The sequence below is a fragment of the Streptomyces sp. NPDC018019 genome, from assembly GCF_044327805.1.
Classification (GTDB): Bacteria; Actinomycetota; Actinomycetes; order Streptomycetales; family Streptomycetaceae; genus Streptomyces.
Window position 1 is genome coordinate 144,704 of the sequence record NZ_JBIRGD010000007.1, and the last position, 14,023, is coordinate 158,726.

The 14,023-nt window shown below is 72.6% G+C and carries 16 protein-coding genes; 13 read left to right on the forward strand and 3 right to left on the reverse strand.

The window, feature by feature from the left end; all coding sequences use genetic code 11:
- Positions 1-9 precede the first annotated feature (9 nt).
- Together ACH4FX_RS14510 and ACH4FX_RS14515 are read left to right on the forward strand one after the other, a co-directional pair.
- Positions 10-1,599: an HtaA domain-containing protein gene (locus tag ACH4FX_RS14510; protein ID WP_398478673.1), complete on the forward strand. Its 1,590-nt coding sequence runs from the start codon at positions 10-12 to the stop codon at positions 1,597-1,599.
- Positions 1,600-1,785: 186 nt separating this feature from the next.
- The gene (locus tag ACH4FX_RS14515; RefSeq protein ID WP_398478675.1) at positions 1,786-2,493 is read left to right on the forward strand and encodes a PhzF family phenazine biosynthesis protein; all 708 of its coding nucleotides are present in this window, start codon (positions 1,786-1,788) and stop codon (positions 2,491-2,493) included.
- A gap of 36 nt (positions 2,494-2,529) precedes the next feature.
- On the opposite strand, the gene ACH4FX_RS14520 is transcribed toward ACH4FX_RS14515, so the two are convergent.
- Positions 2,530-3,219 (reverse strand): heme oxygenase (biliverdin-producing), encoded by a 690-nt coding sequence (locus ACH4FX_RS14520; RefSeq protein WP_398478677.1) that lies wholly within the window; start codon positions 3,217-3,219, stop codon positions 2,530-2,532.
- Positions 3,220-3,500: 281 nt separating this feature from the next.
- A complete protein-coding gene (map, locus tag ACH4FX_RS14525) occupies positions 3,501-4,358 on the reverse strand; it encodes a type I methionyl aminopeptidase (RefSeq protein ID WP_398478679.1) in 858 nt (285 codons plus the stop codon).
- A 67-nt stretch (positions 4,359-4,425) separates the two neighbouring features.
- On the opposite strand from map, the gene ACH4FX_RS14530 reads away from it, so the two are divergent.
- On the forward strand, positions 4,426-4,656 hold the full coding sequence (locus ACH4FX_RS14530; RefSeq protein WP_398478681.1) for a hypothetical protein: 231 nt from the start codon (positions 4,426-4,428) through the stop codon (positions 4,654-4,656).
- 19 nt (positions 4,657-4,675) lie between these two features.
- Here ACH4FX_RS14530 and ACH4FX_RS14535 read toward each other — a convergent pair whose 3' ends face one another.
- Positions 4,676-5,992: an MFS transporter gene (locus ACH4FX_RS14535; protein WP_398478682.1), complete on the reverse strand. Its 1,317-nt coding sequence runs from the start codon at positions 5,990-5,992 to the stop codon at positions 4,676-4,678.
- 204 nt (positions 5,993-6,196) lie between these two features.
- Between ACH4FX_RS14535 and ACH4FX_RS14540 the strand changes: the two genes are divergently transcribed.
- From ACH4FX_RS14540 to ACH4FX_RS14585, 10 genes are all read left to right on the forward strand, one after another.
- Positions 6,197-7,312 (forward strand): exo-alpha-sialidase, encoded by a 1,116-nt coding sequence (locus ACH4FX_RS14540; RefSeq protein WP_398478684.1) that lies wholly within the window; start codon positions 6,197-6,199, stop codon positions 7,310-7,312.
- Positions 7,309-8,673: an ABC transporter substrate-binding protein gene (locus tag ACH4FX_RS14545; protein ID WP_398478685.1), complete on the forward strand. Its 1,365-nt coding sequence runs from the start codon at positions 7,309-7,311 to the stop codon at positions 8,671-8,673. Before ACH4FX_RS14540 ends, ACH4FX_RS14545 begins: the two co-directional genes overlap by 4 nt.
- Positions 8,670-9,635, forward strand: coding sequence for a carbohydrate ABC transporter permease (locus tag ACH4FX_RS14550; RefSeq protein WP_398478687.1), 966 nt, complete (start codon positions 8,670-8,672; stop codon positions 9,633-9,635). Before ACH4FX_RS14545 ends, ACH4FX_RS14550 begins: the two co-directional genes overlap by 4 nt.
- Positions 9,632-10,573, forward strand: coding sequence for a carbohydrate ABC transporter permease (locus ACH4FX_RS14555; RefSeq protein WP_398478689.1), 942 nt, complete (start codon positions 9,632-9,634; stop codon positions 10,571-10,573). The genes ACH4FX_RS14550 and ACH4FX_RS14555 overlap by 4 nt, the downstream gene beginning before the upstream one ends.
- Positions 10,574-10,586: 13 nt before the next feature.
- The gene (gene npdG / locus ACH4FX_RS14560) at positions 10,587-11,348 is read left to right on the forward strand and encodes an NADPH-dependent F420 reductase (RefSeq protein ID WP_398478691.1); all 762 of its coding nucleotides are present in this window, start codon (positions 10,587-10,589) and stop codon (positions 11,346-11,348) included.
- Positions 11,349-11,511: 163 nt separating this feature from the next.
- Positions 11,512-11,817, forward strand: a complete 306-nt coding sequence (locus tag ACH4FX_RS14565; protein ID WP_398478693.1) for a hypothetical protein — start codon at positions 11,512-11,514, stop codon at positions 11,815-11,817.
- A gap of 169 nt (positions 11,818-11,986) precedes the next feature.
- Positions 11,987-12,181, forward strand: a complete 195-nt coding sequence (locus ACH4FX_RS14570; RefSeq protein WP_398478695.1) for a hypothetical protein — start codon at positions 11,987-11,989, stop codon at positions 12,179-12,181.
- A 68-nt stretch (positions 12,182-12,249) separates the two neighbouring features.
- Positions 12,250-13,491, forward strand: a complete 1,242-nt coding sequence (locus ACH4FX_RS14575; RefSeq protein WP_398478696.1) for a helix-turn-helix domain-containing protein — start codon at positions 12,250-12,252, stop codon at positions 13,489-13,491.
- Between the two features lie 93 nt (positions 13,492-13,584).
- Positions 13,585-13,854 (forward strand): hypothetical protein, encoded by a 270-nt coding sequence (locus tag ACH4FX_RS14580; protein ID WP_398478698.1) that lies wholly within the window; start codon positions 13,585-13,587, stop codon positions 13,852-13,854.
- A gap of 5 nt (positions 13,855-13,859) precedes the next feature.
- On the forward strand, positions 13,860-13,988 hold the full coding sequence (locus tag ACH4FX_RS14585) for a hypothetical protein (protein WP_398478700.1): 129 nt from the start codon (positions 13,860-13,862) through the stop codon (positions 13,986-13,988).
- Positions 13,989-14,023 lie beyond the last annotated feature (35 nt).

Consider the following 14,023-nt stretch of genomic DNA (forward strand, 5'->3'; position numbering starts at 1 on the left):
TCACCGACCATGGCCGTCCTACGCCGCCCGCTCGCCCTCGCGGCAGCCGTCGCCACCGCCGCCGCCACCGCGGCCCTGTGCCTGCCCGCCACCGCCACGGCCGCCCCCGCAGGCCCGGCGCCGAAGCCGGAGCTGAAGAACGGCACCCTCGACTGGGGTGTCAAGGAATCCTTCCGCAAGTACGTCACGGGCATGGCGCTCGGCGACATCACCACCGCCGACGGCGCCCGGCAGGCCCCGGGCAACGGTCCGTTCACCTTCACGGACGGCACCGGCACGTACGACATGAGCACCCACGCCGTCGCCACCACCTTCAAGGGCAGCGTCCGCTTCACCTCGAAGGCACACGGCTTCGACATCAAGCTGGCGGACCTCAAGGTGGCCACCCAGGGCAAGGCGGGGACCATCACCGCGGACGTCACGGCGGCGGGCAGGACCCAGGACGACGTGGCGCTGGCCTCGCTCGACCTGTCGGGAGTGCGCCCGGGCGGCGGCGCGGGCGGCGCGATGACGTTCGCGAAGATCCCGGTCAAACTGACCGCCAAGGGCGCCGAAGCGTTCAACGGCATGTACAAGGAGGGCCAGGAACTCGACCCGGCCACGCTGTCGGTGACACCGGCGAGCACACCCGGGGAACCGAAGCCCGGGAAGCCCGTGCCCGGCACGCCCGCGCCCGGCAAGGGCGAGCAGGGCGGCAAGGGCGAGCAGGGCGGCAAGGCGGGCGGGGCCGGCGAGTCCGGTGCGCACCCGGGCCCGGGTGCCGGTTCGGCGGCCGGGACCGGCTCCGGCACCACCGGCAAGAAGCGGACCGCCGGTTCCTCCGCCGAGTCCGCCGAATCCGCTGCCCAGGCCCCGGCCGCCGCCTCCGGCAAGATCGTCGACGGCACCCTCGACTGGGGTGTGAAGAAGTCCTTCCGCGACTACGTGACCGGTCCCATCGCGCACGGCAAGGCCGAACTCGCGGGCGGCGCCGCCACCTCCGCCGCCGGTTACCGCTTCCCCAAGGGGCACGGCACGTTCGACGGCGCCACGTCCGCCCTCACCGCCGGGTTCAACGGCTCGGTGCGCTTCACGGGCCACGGGGGCGCGCTCGACCTCAAGTTCAGCAACCTCAAGGTCAAGGCCGCCGGCACCAAGGGCACGCTGGTCGCGGACGTCTCCGCGAAGTCCCGCGCCACCGGCAAGGTCACCAACACCCCCGGCATGGCCCTCGCCGACCTCAAGGTCCCGGCCGGTGCCCTCGTGGCCAAGAACGGCGTCGTCACCCTCAAGAACGTCCCCGCGACGCTGACCGCCGCCGGTTCCCGGGCGTTCGAGAGCATGTACCAGCCGGGCCAGGCCCTCGACCCGGTGACCGCCACCGTCTCCGTCGACCCGAAGGCCCAGCTCCCGGCCGCCGCCGGATCGGGTGCGAGCACGTCGTCCGGCAGCGGTACGGCCTCGTTCAGCAGCGGCAGCGCGAGCACCGTCGGCGGCACCGGATCGCTCGCGGCCACCGGCAGCTCGGCACCGGTCGGCACGCTGACGGGCGTGGCCGCCGGGCTGATCGTCGCGGGCGGCGCGGCCACCTACGCCGTACGCCGCCGCGCCACCCGGTAAACCAGCGGGAGCACCCCTCCGTACGCCACCCCCCACCTTCCCCGGGCCCCGCTTCCCCCTGGGGCGCGCCCCCCACACCCCACCGGCGCGCCCCGGGCCCTGGGACCGGCCGTACCCGCCGCGCCATGCCTCCGCGCGGCGGGTACTCCGGCGTTCCCGGTCGTGCGGCAGAGGGAGAATGTCCGCATGACCGCACCCCATGCACCGCACGCGCCGCAACGCCACGAACTGCACGTCGTACGCGTCTTCTGCGGCCCGGACGGTCAGGGCGGCAACCCGCTGGGCGTCATACGTGACGGAGCCGCCGTGCCGGACCACGCCGCGCGCCGCGCGCTCGCCGCCGAACTCGGCTTCAGCGAGACGGTGTTCGTCGACGATGCGGACAGCGGGCGGCTCGACATCCACACGCCCAGCGTCCGCCTGCCCTTCGCCGGGCACCCCCTGGTCGGCACCGCGTGGCTGCTGCGGCACCTGGGCCGGCCGGTGGACGTGCTGCGCCCGTCGGCCGGTGCGGTGCCGGTCACGTACGACGGGGCGGACGTGGTGTGGGTACGCGGGCGGCCGGAGTGGTCGGCGGGGCGCCGTACGGAGGAGTACCCCACGCCCGCGGACGTGGACGCGCTGGACGGGCCGCCGCCCGGCGAAGGCCCGCTCTACGTGTGGGCGTGGCAGGACCGGGACGCGGGCACGGTGCGCGCCCGCTACTTCCCGCGCCGCGGCGACGGCATCGTGGAGGACGAGGCCACCGGCGCCGCGGCGCTCACCCTCACCCATGAACTGGGCCGGGCCCTGGACATCCGCCAGGGCACCGGCTCCCGCATCCGCACCCGCCCGTATCCGGACGGGACGATCGCCCTGGGCGGCAGTGTGCGGCCCGTGCCGCCGCGCCCCTGACGGCGGAAACGGCTCAGGCGCTCACGTGCTCACTGCTCACGCGCTGAGCGGGAACTCGTCCGCCAGCTCCCGGAACACCGCCGTGTTGAGCGCGAAGGCCCGCTTGCACTCGTCGACCACCCGCTGCTTCTCCAGGTCGTCCACCGGCAGCGCGTCCAGCAGCTGCCGGTACTCGCGCTTGAAGGCGGCGGGGTTGCCTATGCCCTCGAAGACGTAGAACCGTACGCCGTCGCCCTTGCGTGCGAAGCCCCAGGTCTTCTCGGCCGTGCCGCGGATGATCTGGCCGCCGGAGAGGTCGCCGAGGTAGCGGGTGTAGTGGTGCGCGACGTACCCGGCGGGCCAGCGGCGGGCGCACTCGGTGACGCGGTCGGCGTACGCGGCGGTGGCCGGCAGGGGCGTCAGCCCCGTACGCCAGGAAGGGCCGCCGAGGTGGGCCAGGTCGCGCTCCAGTTCGGCCGTACGGGCCAGCTCGGGCCGGATGAACGGCCCGGCGACCGGGTCGCCGGCGAGCGCCTCGGAGGCGTCCTCCAGCGCGCGGTAGACGAACCACAGCTGCTCGGTGTAGCGCCGGTAGGCCGTGACGCCGAGTTTGCCGCCGAGGAGGTCGCCCATGAAGGAGGAGTTCTCGGCCTCCGTGTGCTGCTCGTGCGACGCGGTGCGGATCAGCGTGGAGAACGGCACCGGTGCGGCGGACTGCGCGGACGGGGTCGAACTGGGCGCGGCCAAGACGGACCTCCGGGGACCGATGGGGTGCGGACGGGATCAGATTGTGGTTGGTTAGGCTTACCTAAGTCAACCTGTTCCCGACACTCTGTCGGTAAAACCCTACTGCCGATGATCCTCCCGGCGCAGCGGAAGCGGGGAAAGCGGGGGGGAGTGGAGGAAGTCGAGGGCCGCGGAGGAAGGCGGCGACCGCGGGGAAAGCAGGGACCGCCGGGAGAGCCCGCAGGCCGGGGCCCGGCGACGTGCGGGCCCCGGCCTGCGGGGACGGTGCGGGAAGGCGCGGACTACGGCAGCGTCAGGATCTCCGCGCCGGTGTCCGTGACGACGAGCGTGTGCTCGAACTGCGCGGTCCGCTTGCGGTCCTTCGTCACCACCGTCCAGCCGTCCTCCCACATGTCGTACTCGTGGGTGCCCAGCGTCAGCATCGGCTCGATGGTGAAGGTCATGCCGGGCTTGATGTCGGTGGTGTGGTGCGGGCTGTCGTAGTGCGGGACGATCAGCCCGGAGTGGAAGGACGTGTTGATGCCGTGGCCGGTGAAGTCGCGCACGACCCCGTAGCCGAAGCGCTTGGCGTACGACTCGATGACCCGGCCGATGATGTTGATCTGGCGGCCCGGCTTGACCGCCTTGATCGCCCGGTTGAGGGCCTCGCGGGTCCGGTCCACCAGGAGCTTGGACTCCTCGTCCACGTCGCCGCACAGGTACGTGGCGTTGTTGTCGCCGTGTACGCCGTTGATGTAGGCGGTCACGTCCAGGTTCACGATGTCGCCGTCCCGCAGGACGGTCGAGTCCGGGATGCCGTGGCAGATGACCTCGTTGACCGAGGAGCACAGGGACTTCGGGAAGCCGCGGTAGCCGAGGGTGGACGGGTAGGCGCCGTGGTCGCACATGAACTCGTGGGCGACCCGGTCCAGCTCGTCGGTGGTCACGCCCGGCGCGATCAGCTTGGCGGCCTCCGCCATCGCCTGGGCGGCGATCCGCCCCGCGACGCGCATCCGCTCGATCGTTTCCGCGTCCTGCACCTCCGGGCCCGTGTACGGGGTGGGGGCGGGCTTGCCCACGTACTCGGGGCGCGGGATGGCGGCGGGGACGGGGCGGGTGGGGGAGATCTTCCCCGGGACAAGAAGCGACTGGCCAGACATGCCAGCGAGTGTATCCGCGGCCCATCGGGCAGGATGGCGGCACAGGAGTCGCATACAGGAGGCCGCGATGGCGCTGTTCAAGAGGCGGACGGCCGGCAAGCCCGGCGAGTGGTACTACTGCCTCAAGCACGGAACGGTCGAAGAGGGCCCCGAGTGCCGCGCCGCCGACCGCTTCGGTCCGTACGCGACGCGTGAGGAGGCGGCCCACGCGATGGAGACCGCCCGCGAGCGCAATCTGGAGTGGGAGACCGACCCACGCTGGCACGAGAAGGGGCCGGAGGGGCCCGCGCAGGGCTGAGCGAGGGGGCGGGCCGGGGCTACGCCGCCGGGGTCGGCTCCGCCCCCGCGGCACGGACCTCGCGCATCCGCACGGCGTGCTCGTTGGTCCGCGCGTCGTACGCCAGCAGCTTCGGCAGCGCCGTGGCCAGCGCGGCCACCCCGGCCACGCACAGCACGCCGCCCGCCCACACCGAGGTCCGTACGGACGTGACGGCCGCCATGCCGCCCGAGCGGACCTGGCCCAGCTGCGGCCCGGCCGAGTACGACAGCAGCTCGATGCCCGCCAGCCGGCCCCGCAGCTCGTCGGGGATGGTCTGGTTCCACATGGCCGACCGGAAGATGCCGCTGATCATGTCGCACGCCCCCGCCGCGGCCAGGCTCAGCAGCACCAGCCACACGTTGGACGCCCGGCCCGCGGCGGTCATCGCCAGGCCCCAGGCCGCCGCCGCGTACAGCACCGCCCGCCCGTGCCGGTGCACCCGTGACGTCCAGCCGCTGGTCAGGCTGACCACACAGGACCCGGCGGGCAGCGCCGCATACATCAGGCCGAGGGCCCATGGCGCGCCCAGGTCGTCCGCCAGGAACGGGAAGATCGCCATCGGGAAGGCGAAGAGCATGGCGGTCAGGTCGACGGCGTACGTACCGAGCAGTTCCTTGCGATTCCAGGCGTAGCGCGCGCCCTCCCAGATGCCGCGCAGCGACGGCTTCTCGGCGTCGTGCGAGGCGGGCGAGGGGGCCAGGCCGACCGCGAGGGCGACGGATATCGCGTACGTGACGGCGTCGATCGCATACGCCCACCGCAGCCCCGCGTACGCGAGCAGCACACCGGCCAGCGCGGGCCCGGCGATGGCGCCGATCTGCCAGCGCAGGGCGTTCAGCGCGGACGCCGCGGGCAGCAGGTCGTGCGGGACGATGCGCGGCACGATCGAGTCGACGGCCGGGCGCTGGAGCCCGGTCAGGGCACTGGTCGCCGCCACGATCACGTACAGCGGCCAGATCAGCGGGTCCGGCAGCAGGCTGTTGAGCAGCAGGAGCACCGACAGCAGGCCGAGCGCCACCTCGGTCCACAGGATGAGCTTGCGGCGGTCCATGGCGTCCGCGAGCGCGCCGCCGTACAGGCCGAAGACGATCAGCGGCACGAGTTCCACCGCGCCCACCGCGCCCACCGCGAGCGCCGAACCGGTCAGCTCCTTGAGCTGGAACGGAACGGCGACGAGCGTCAGGAACGACCCGAACACGGTCACCGCGCCCGCGCACCACATCCGGCGGAAGTCGGCGGAGGAGCGCCACGGCGCCAGGTCGGGGAGCAGGGCGGCGGCGCGGCGGCGTCGTGGGGGGCGGTCTCTTCCGGTCACGACGCACCATCGTGCGGCGGGGGCGGGGGACGGGCAACGGAATTTCGGCGGGTGAGCGCGGGCCGGGCGGGCGCGGGGCCCCTCCCGCGCCCTTGGAGCGTGGCGGCGCGTGCCGTGATGTGCCGTGCCTTGACGGCCAGTTGGGGGCTCCCTATGGTCGCCGCAGACAGAGGACGTTCTACGTCCGGCCGCCGGGGAGGACCCATGGCGCACGAGACTTCCCTTCCGTTCCGTGCCGGCTCCGAGGGCTACGCGAGCTTCCGCATCCCGGCCGTGGCCGTCACCCGCCCGCCGGACGGCACCGCCCCCGGCACCCTGCTCGCCTTCGCCGAGGGCCGGGTGCACGGCGCCGCCGACCACGGCGACATCGACATCGTGCTGAAGCGCTCCGCCGACGGCGGCCGCACCTGGGGACCGCTCCAGGCCGTCGCCCGCAACGGCACCGGTACGGCGGGCAACCCCGCCCCGGTCGTGCTGGACGGCGGCCGGACCGTCCTCGTCCACGTACGCAACGCCGCCACCGCCACCGAGGACCGCATCCGCCGCGGCCTGGTCACCGCCGCCGACGGGCGGCGCGTATGGGTGCAGCACAGCGACGACGACGGCACCACGTGGAGCGCGCCGCGCGAGATCACGGCGCAGACCAAGCGCCCCAACTGGCGCTGGTACGCCACCACCCCGGGCCACGCCCTGCAACTCCGGCACGGCCCGCACGCCGGCCGGCTGGTCGTCCCCGCCAACCACTCCATCGCCCCCACCCACTCCGGCGACAACGGCACCGAGGGCCGCTACAACGGCGGCCACGTCCTGCTCAGCGACGACGACGGCGTGAACTGGCGCATCGGCTACACGGACAGCAAACCCAACGGCTACATCAACGCCAACGAGACGACCGCGGCCGAACTTCCGGACGGCACGCTCTACTTCAACACCCGCAACGATTCACCGGCGCCCGGCAACCGGGCCGACGCGTACTCGGCGCCGCAGCACGGCGGCGAGCACCTGATCAAGCCCTTCCGCCCGCAGGCGGGGCTGACCGGGCCCGTCGTCGAGGGCAGCGTGCTGCACCTGGGCGAGCCCGACGTGCTGCTCTTCTCCGGCCCCGCCGACCCCGCCGACCGCGCGCTGATGACCGTACGGGCCAGCCGGGACCGCGGCCTGACGTGGTACCCGGCGCACACCGTCGACGGGCTCCCGGCCGCCTACTCCGACCTCGTACGCATCGACGCCGCGACCGTCGGGCTGCTCTACGAGACCGGCGACTACAGCGCCTATTCGACGATCACCTTCCGCCGCATCCCCGTGGAGGAACTGGTATGAGCACCGGTAGCGGTACGTACGACGACGGCCGGAGCCGGGTCCGCCGCCGGGCCCTGCTCGGCGGTGCCGCCGCGGCTGCCGCCGGATTCACGCTGGCCGGCTGCGGCGACGGCGGTGACACGGACGGCGGCGCGGCGCCGAAGGAGCGCAAGAAGGGCCAGCGGATCCGGCTGTCCTTCTGGTCGTGGGTGCCGGGCATCGACAAGCCGGTGGACCTGTGGAACCGCGAGCACCCGGAGGTACGGGTCGAGGTGGAGAAGGTGTCCGCCGTGGACGGCCGCCAGTACGCCAAGATGCACGCCGCCGTGAAAGCCGGGAACCCGCCGGACCTCGCCCAGATCGAGTTCCCCGTGATCCCGGGCTTTCTGCTCGACAACGCCCTCCTCGACCTCTCGGCACTCGGCGCCGCCCGCTACAAGGACCGGTTCGTGGGCTGGCAGTGGCAGCAGTCGGTGTTCGGCCGGGGCGTCTACGCCGTCCCCCAGGCGTCCGGCCCGATGGGCCTGTTCGTGCGCCAGGACCTCTTCGACCGGTGGAGCATCCAGCTCCCGCGGACCTGGGACGAGTACGCGGAGGCCGCCGAGGCCGTCCGCCGGCAGGGCGCCTGGATCGAGACGTTCGCCCCCACGAACGGCAACCGCTTCGCCGGACTGGCCTGGCAGGCGGGCGCCAGGTGGTACGCCGCCCGGGGCGACACCTGGACCGTGCACATCGACGACGAGCCCACCCGCAAGGTCGCCGACTACTGGGAGTCGCTGGTCCGGCGCAAGCTCGTCAAGACCGTCCCGGACCGGCAGAACGCCTGGTACAAGGACATCCAGACCGGCGCCGTACCCGCCTGGATCGGCGCCAGCTGGGGGGACGCGCTGCTGGCGGGCAACGCGCCCGGCACGCGGGGGAAGTGGCGCGTCGTACCGCTGCCCCAGTGGCGGAAGGGCGCCGACGCGCACGCGAACTGGGGCGGTTCCACCACGGCCGTCTTCGCGAAGGCCGCCTACCCCAGGGACGCGCTGGACTTCGCGCTGTGGCTCAACTCCGACCCGCGGTCCGTCGCCCTGCTGATCAAGGGCGGGTACGGCTTCCCGAGTGTGAAGAAGGGCTACGCCACCGCCGACCTCGACGTCGCCAAGGACTTCTTCGGCGGCCAGGCGTACAGCAAGGTCTTCGCGGACGCGGGCGCGCACGTCGACACGAGCTGGCAGTGGGGACCGGGCGTGGACACCCTCTACCAGCGGCTCGGCGACGCCTTCACCGAAGCGCTCGACGACGGCAGCTCGTTCCGGTCGGTGCTCAGGACCGTCCAGGGGCAGACTGTCGCGGACCTGCGGGGCAAGGGCCTGAAGGTGGAGAGCGGGGGGTGAGCGGGGCGAACCGGGCGCGGGCCGCCGCCGGGCGCGCGCCGCGCACCCGCCGCCTCACCCGCACCGAGGCCCGCAACGCCCGCGCCGCGGCCGGTTTCGTGCTGCCGTTCCTCGCCCTCTTCCTCCTCTGCTTCGTCGCCCCGATCGGCTACGCCGTCCACCAGAGCCTGCACCGCACCGAGCGCACCGGCCCGCTCGGCCTCGGCGGCCAGGAGCGCGAGGTCTTCGCCGGTTTCGCGAACTATGCGCACGCGCTCGCCGACGACCGTTTCCTGACCGGTTTCGGACGGGTGCTGCTCTTCGGTGCCGTTCAGATACCGCTGATGATCGCCCTGGCGACCGTTCTCGCCCTCCTCCTGGAGAGCGCGAGCGCGCGCGGCGTCACGTTCTTCCGCAGCGCGTACTTCCTGCCGTACGGCGTCCCCGGCGTCATCGCCTCGATCCTGTGGGGCTTCCTGTACGTCCCGGGCATCAGCCCGCTCGTGGAGATCGCCGGATCGCTCGGCGGCCACGTGGACTTCCTCGCCCGCGACACCGTCCTGTGGTCCATCGCCAACATCGTCACCTGGCAGTTCACCGGCTACAACATGCTCGTACTGATCTCCCAGCTCAAGGCCGTCCCGGACGAGCTGTACGAGGCGGCGCGGATCGACGGCGCGAACGCCTGGCACCTCGCCCGGCACATCAAGATCCCGCTGATCCGGCCCGCACTCGTGCTGACCACCGTCTTCAGCATCATCGGGACGCTCCAGCTGTTCGCCGAGCCGATGGTGCTGCGCCCGCTCGCCGCCACGATCGACTCCGGCTTCACGCCCAACCTGCACGCCTACAGCGAGGCGTTCGTGAGCAACAACCAGCATGGGGCGGCGGCCGAGGCGGTGCTGCTGGCGCTGGTCGCCTGCGTGCTGTCGTTCGGCTTCCTGCGGCTGATGGGGCAGCGGGGCGAGGGGAGCGACCGGTGAGCCGTGGCACCCGTACCACTCGCAGCATCCGTACCGCCGTCCGTGAGGTCCCCGTACGGGCGGCCAACGCCGCCGGACGCCCGCGCGGGGCCGCCACGCAAGTCCCCCTCCGCTACCGCATCATCACCGCCTCGCTCCTCACCCTCGCCGCGGTCTACTTCCTCACCCCCGTCTACTGGCTCATCGTCTCCGCCACGAAGAACAGCGCCGACCTCTTCGGCACCTTCGGCTTCTGGTTCGCGCACCCGCGCCCCTTCGACCACCTGGGCGCCGTGCTCACCTACGACCACGGCGTCTACGTCCGCTGGTTCGCCAACTCCCTGCTCTACGCGGGCGCCGGCGCACTCGCCGCCACCCTGCTGTCCGCCGCGGCCGGCTACGCGCTCGCCAAGTTCCCGTTCCCGGGCCGGGAAGCCGTCTTCAACCTCGTGCTGGCAGGCGTGCTGATCCCCGGCACCGCCCTCGCCCTCCCGCTCTACTTCCTCTTCAGCTCGATGGGCCTGGCCAACACCTACTGGGCGGTCCTCGTCCCCAGCGTGGTCAGCCCCTTCGGGGTCTACCTCTGCCGGATCTACGCGGCGGCCGCCGTACCCGACTCGCTGCTGGAGGCGGCCCGTATCGACGGCGCGGGCGAGGCCCGCATCTTCGCCGGGCTGGGGCTGCGGCTGATGACCCCCGCCCTGGTCACCGTCTTCCTCTTCCAGTTCGTCCACATCTGGAACAACTACTTCCTGCCGCTGGTCATGCTCGCCGACTCCGACCTGTATCCGATCCAGCTCGGCCTGACCTCCTGGACCGGGTACGCGGACCGGCAGCCGGAGCTGTACCAGTACACGGTGGGCGGCGCGTTCCTGTCCGTACTGCCGCTGACGGTGCTGATGACGGTCCTCCAGCGGTACTGGCGTACGGGGCTCACCGAGGGCAGCGTGAAGGCGTGACAGTATCGCTGTCATGACTACTCCTGACGATGCGCCGACCGCGAACGGCGGTACGCAGCCCGTGAATGTCGCGACCGAGGCCAAGAAGGCCCTGAAGCGGGACCCCTGGGACCTCCCCGACGTCTCCGGCCTCGTCGTCGGCGTCCTCGGCGGCACCGGCGACCAGGGGCGCGGCCTGGCCTACCGGCTCGCCCGGGCCGGCCAGAAGGTGATCATCGGCTCCCGGGCGGCGGAACGGGCGCAGGCCGCCGCCGACGAACTGGGCCACGGTGTCGAGGGCGCGGACAACGCGGAGTGCGCGCGGCGCAGCGACGTGGTGATCGTCGCGGTCCCGTGGGACGGCCACGCCAAGACCCTCCGGTCGCTGCGCGACGAGCTGGCGGACAAGCTGGTCATCGACTGCGTCAACCCGCTCGGCTTCGACAAGAAGGGCGCCTACGCGCTCAAGCCGGAGGAGGGCAGCGCCGCCGAACAGGCCGCTGCCCTGCTGCCCGGCTCCCGCGTCACCGCCGCCTTCCACCACCTCTCCGCCGTCCTCCTCCAGGACCCGGAGGTCGAGGAGATCGACACCGACGTGATGGTGCTGGGCGAGTCCCGCGCCGACACGGACCGGGTCCAGGCCCTGGCCGCCCGCATCCCCGGCATGCGCGGCATCTACGCCGGCCGCCTGCGCAACGCCCACCAGGTGGAGTCGCTGGTCGCCAACCTGATCTCCACCAACCGGCGCTACAAGGCGCATGCGGGGCTGCGGGTCACGGACGTACAGTCCCGGTAGCCCGGGTAGCCCGGGTAGCCCGGGTAGCCCGGGTAGCCCGGGTAGCCCGAAGCCCGGCCGGTCCGGTGCCACCCCGGAAGGAACGTGACGCCATGCAGTGGTTGCCCTGGCCGTCCGCCCGGAAGGTCCGGGAGCCCGGGCGGCGGGTTCCGGAAGGAACGCGATGTCCCGTACGGACAAGACGAAACCACTGTGGGTACGCCACGCGGAACACGGCCCCCGGTCCGTCCATGATCACCGCTACGGCCCGTGCGACCTGCCGCCGCACCCGGCGCGGCAGCCCGCCGCCACCCGCTGCCGGTGGGAGGACCCGGGCATGATCCTGTTCGGCCACACCTGCTGCGCGGGCTGCCACAAACGGGGCTGCGTCAAGGAGTGGCAGGGGTTCGTCCGGACCGGCAACCGCAAGGCGCGCCACTCGGCCCGGCGCGCGGCCCGCGGCTACGTCACCGGCGAGCGGACCGACTGATCACCGCCTCGGGGGGCGGCCCCGCCGCCCCCACCGGCCCTCCGCCGCCGGGCCGCCCGGCCCCGGGACCCGGCCGTCCGACCCGGCCGCCCGGGGCCTCGGCCCCCGGCGCGAGGGCATAGGGGACACTGGAGGAGAAGCCGTACCCCCTCGCACAGGAGCCGACCCCATGCCCCGCCTCGCCGTCTTCGCCCTCGTCGTCTGCGCCCTCGCCGTCGCCGCGGCCGTTGTCTCGTTCATCGAGGGGAGCTGGCTCGGCATCGTGTGGATCCTGATGGCGGGCATCTCCAGCAACATGGCATGGTTCTACCTCCGCAAGGCCAAGCTGGACCGCGCCCGGCGGGAGGGGGCGGTGGCCGGCTGATCCCGGCTTCTGCGCCACGGAGCCGCGGCGGCGACCCCTACTCTGGGTGCCAGAGGTAGGTGATTGCCATGTCTCCGGAAATCTCGACCAACATCCGCAACCACCGCCGTTGCCGGGGGTGGAGCCAGGAACGACTGGCCGAGGCGGCCGGAGTGTCCCTCGGCACCGTACGCAAGCTGGAACAGGGCGGCGTGGCGCGCGTCGAGACGCTGGTGCGGCTCGCGGAGGCCCTCGACGTCGACACGGCGGCACTGTTCGCGCCGGCCGCCAGCCCCGAACCGATCCGGGGCGACGGCCCCAGCCGCCAGCAGCTGCTGGATCTCCGCCGCCATCTGATGCCGCCCGTCGGGCTCGCCGATGAGGCCGGGCCGCCTGCGGAGGGCGACCTCCGAAGTGGGCTGCTGCACGCCATCGATGAAGCGCATGCGCTCTACCAGGCCGACCGCTACGACTCGGTCGCGCGGCGGCTGCCCGGCATCCTGTCGGCCGCCGAGGGCGGCGTGCGGGTGGCCGACGGAGACGATCAGCGGTATCAGGCGCTGTCGGCCAGGGCGCGTTCCCTGTTCCTGACGGGCAAGTATCTGACGCAGGTCCGGCAGTACGACTTGGCGTACCAAGCTCTGGCTTCAGGTATCCGGGACGCCCGTGAGATCGGAGCGATGCCGACCGCCTCCGTCGGCGTCATCGGGATGTGCTGGCTCCTGCTGCGGCAGGACCGCTTCGCCGAATGCGCGGACCTGGCGTCGGACACCGCCGACGCGATGGAGCCCCGGATCTCGAAGGCGACGCCGGAGGCTCTCGCCGTCTGGGGAGAACTGCTGCTCCGCGTCGCCGCTGCCGCTGTCCGCAACAACCGGAAGGCAGAGGCGAAGGACGCCCGTCGCATGGCCGCCACCGCGGCACACGCGATCGGCCGCGAGCACATCGACTTCCGGACCCACTGGGGAGCGTTCGGCCCGGCCACCGCGGAGATCAAGGTCATCGAGGACCTGTCGCTGAAGGGCGACGTCAAGGGAGTGCTGAGGCGGGCGGACACCGGCCCGCTCCACAAGGACAGCCTGGGAACGTACGGCACTCCCAGCAGCAACGTCTGGGGCCGGTACCGGCTCGACGTCGCACGTGCGCACAGCCTGACCGGCGCGCACCACGAGGCCACGGGCGAACTCATGGGTCTGTACCGGTCACAGCCGGAGTGGATGCGGCACCAGCCGATGGCACGCCGCGTCCTGGGAAAGGTGCTGGCGACCCGGACGCGCACGCTCACCGATGACATGCGCACGCTGGCCTCCCACCTGGAGATCAACGGCTGACCACCACGCGACGTGGTGGTTGCGCGGATCTCCGCGCCGAACTGCTACGTGGCAGCTCTGGGTCGCGTGGCGCGGGGACGCCATCGTGGCGTCATGAACGAACACCGAGGAACCCTCGATCCGCCCGTCCACCTGATGGACCCCTTCGCCGGGGACATCAACCCCGTACCCGTGGGCGGTTGCGATCGTTGCCTGGCGGAAGCCTCGCGTCGGGAGGCGGCGCGTGATGCGGGGTTCGTCTTCGAGGCGGTGGACGCGAGCAACGAGATCCGCCGGCATCCGCGGCACCGGCCCGGGCGGGCGGGCGGCAGCGGTACGGCGGTGGTGGGTCCCGGTCCGGTACACGGCACAGGCGAGGAGTGAGCGTCATGGCTTGGTGGTTGATGAGGAACGGCAACCCGCAGGATGACAGCGACGGCGGCAACAAGCACGGTGGTGGCGGGTCGGACGAGGGCGGCAACACGAATGACGGCCAGGGCCCGGCGGAGGGCCGGTGACCGCGCACGGCGAAACGGCGGCGGGACCGGAAGGG

Excerpts from the sequence above, each read along its gene's own strand:
- map (WP_398478679.1), bottom strand. The coding sequence starts at position 4,358 with ATGTCTGGCCAGTCGCTTCTTGTCCCGGGGAAGATCTCCCCCACCCGC.
- ACH4FX_RS14510 (WP_398478673.1), top strand. The coding sequence starts at position 10 with ATGGCCGTCCTACGCCGCCCGCTCGCCCTCGCGGCAGCCGTCGCCACC.
- ACH4FX_RS14540 (WP_398478684.1), top strand. The coding sequence starts at position 6,197 with ATGGCGCACGAGACTTCCCTTCCGTTCCGTGCCGGCTCCGAGGGCTAC.
- ACH4FX_RS14530 (WP_398478681.1), top strand. The coding sequence starts at position 4,426 with ATGGCGCTGTTCAAGAGGCGGACGGCCGGCAAGCCCGGCGAGTGGTAC.
- ACH4FX_RS14570 (WP_398478695.1), top strand. The coding sequence starts at position 11,987 with ATGCCCCGCCTCGCCGTCTTCGCCCTCGTCGTCTGCGCCCTCGCCGTC.
- ACH4FX_RS14515 (WP_398478675.1), top strand. The coding sequence starts at position 1,786 with ATGACCGCACCCCATGCACCGCACGCGCCGCAACGCCACGAACTGCAC.
- ACH4FX_RS14580 (WP_398478698.1), top strand. The coding sequence starts at position 13,585 with ATGAACGAACACCGAGGAACCCTCGATCCGCCCGTCCACCTGATGGAC.
- ACH4FX_RS14585 (WP_398478700.1), top strand. The coding sequence starts at position 13,860 with ATGGCTTGGTGGTTGATGAGGAACGGCAACCCGCAGGATGACAGCGAC.
- ACH4FX_RS14565 (WP_398478693.1), top strand. The coding sequence starts at position 11,512 with ATGTCCCGTACGGACAAGACGAAACCACTGTGGGTACGCCACGCGGAA.
- ACH4FX_RS14545 (WP_398478685.1), top strand. The coding sequence starts at position 7,309 with ATGAGCACCGGTAGCGGTACGTACGACGACGGCCGGAGCCGGGTCCGC.
- ACH4FX_RS14575 (WP_398478696.1), top strand. The coding sequence starts at position 12,250 with ATGTCTCCGGAAATCTCGACCAACATCCGCAACCACCGCCGTTGCCGG.
- npdG (WP_398478691.1), top strand. The coding sequence starts at position 10,587 with ATGACTACTCCTGACGATGCGCCGACCGCGAACGGCGGTACGCAGCCC.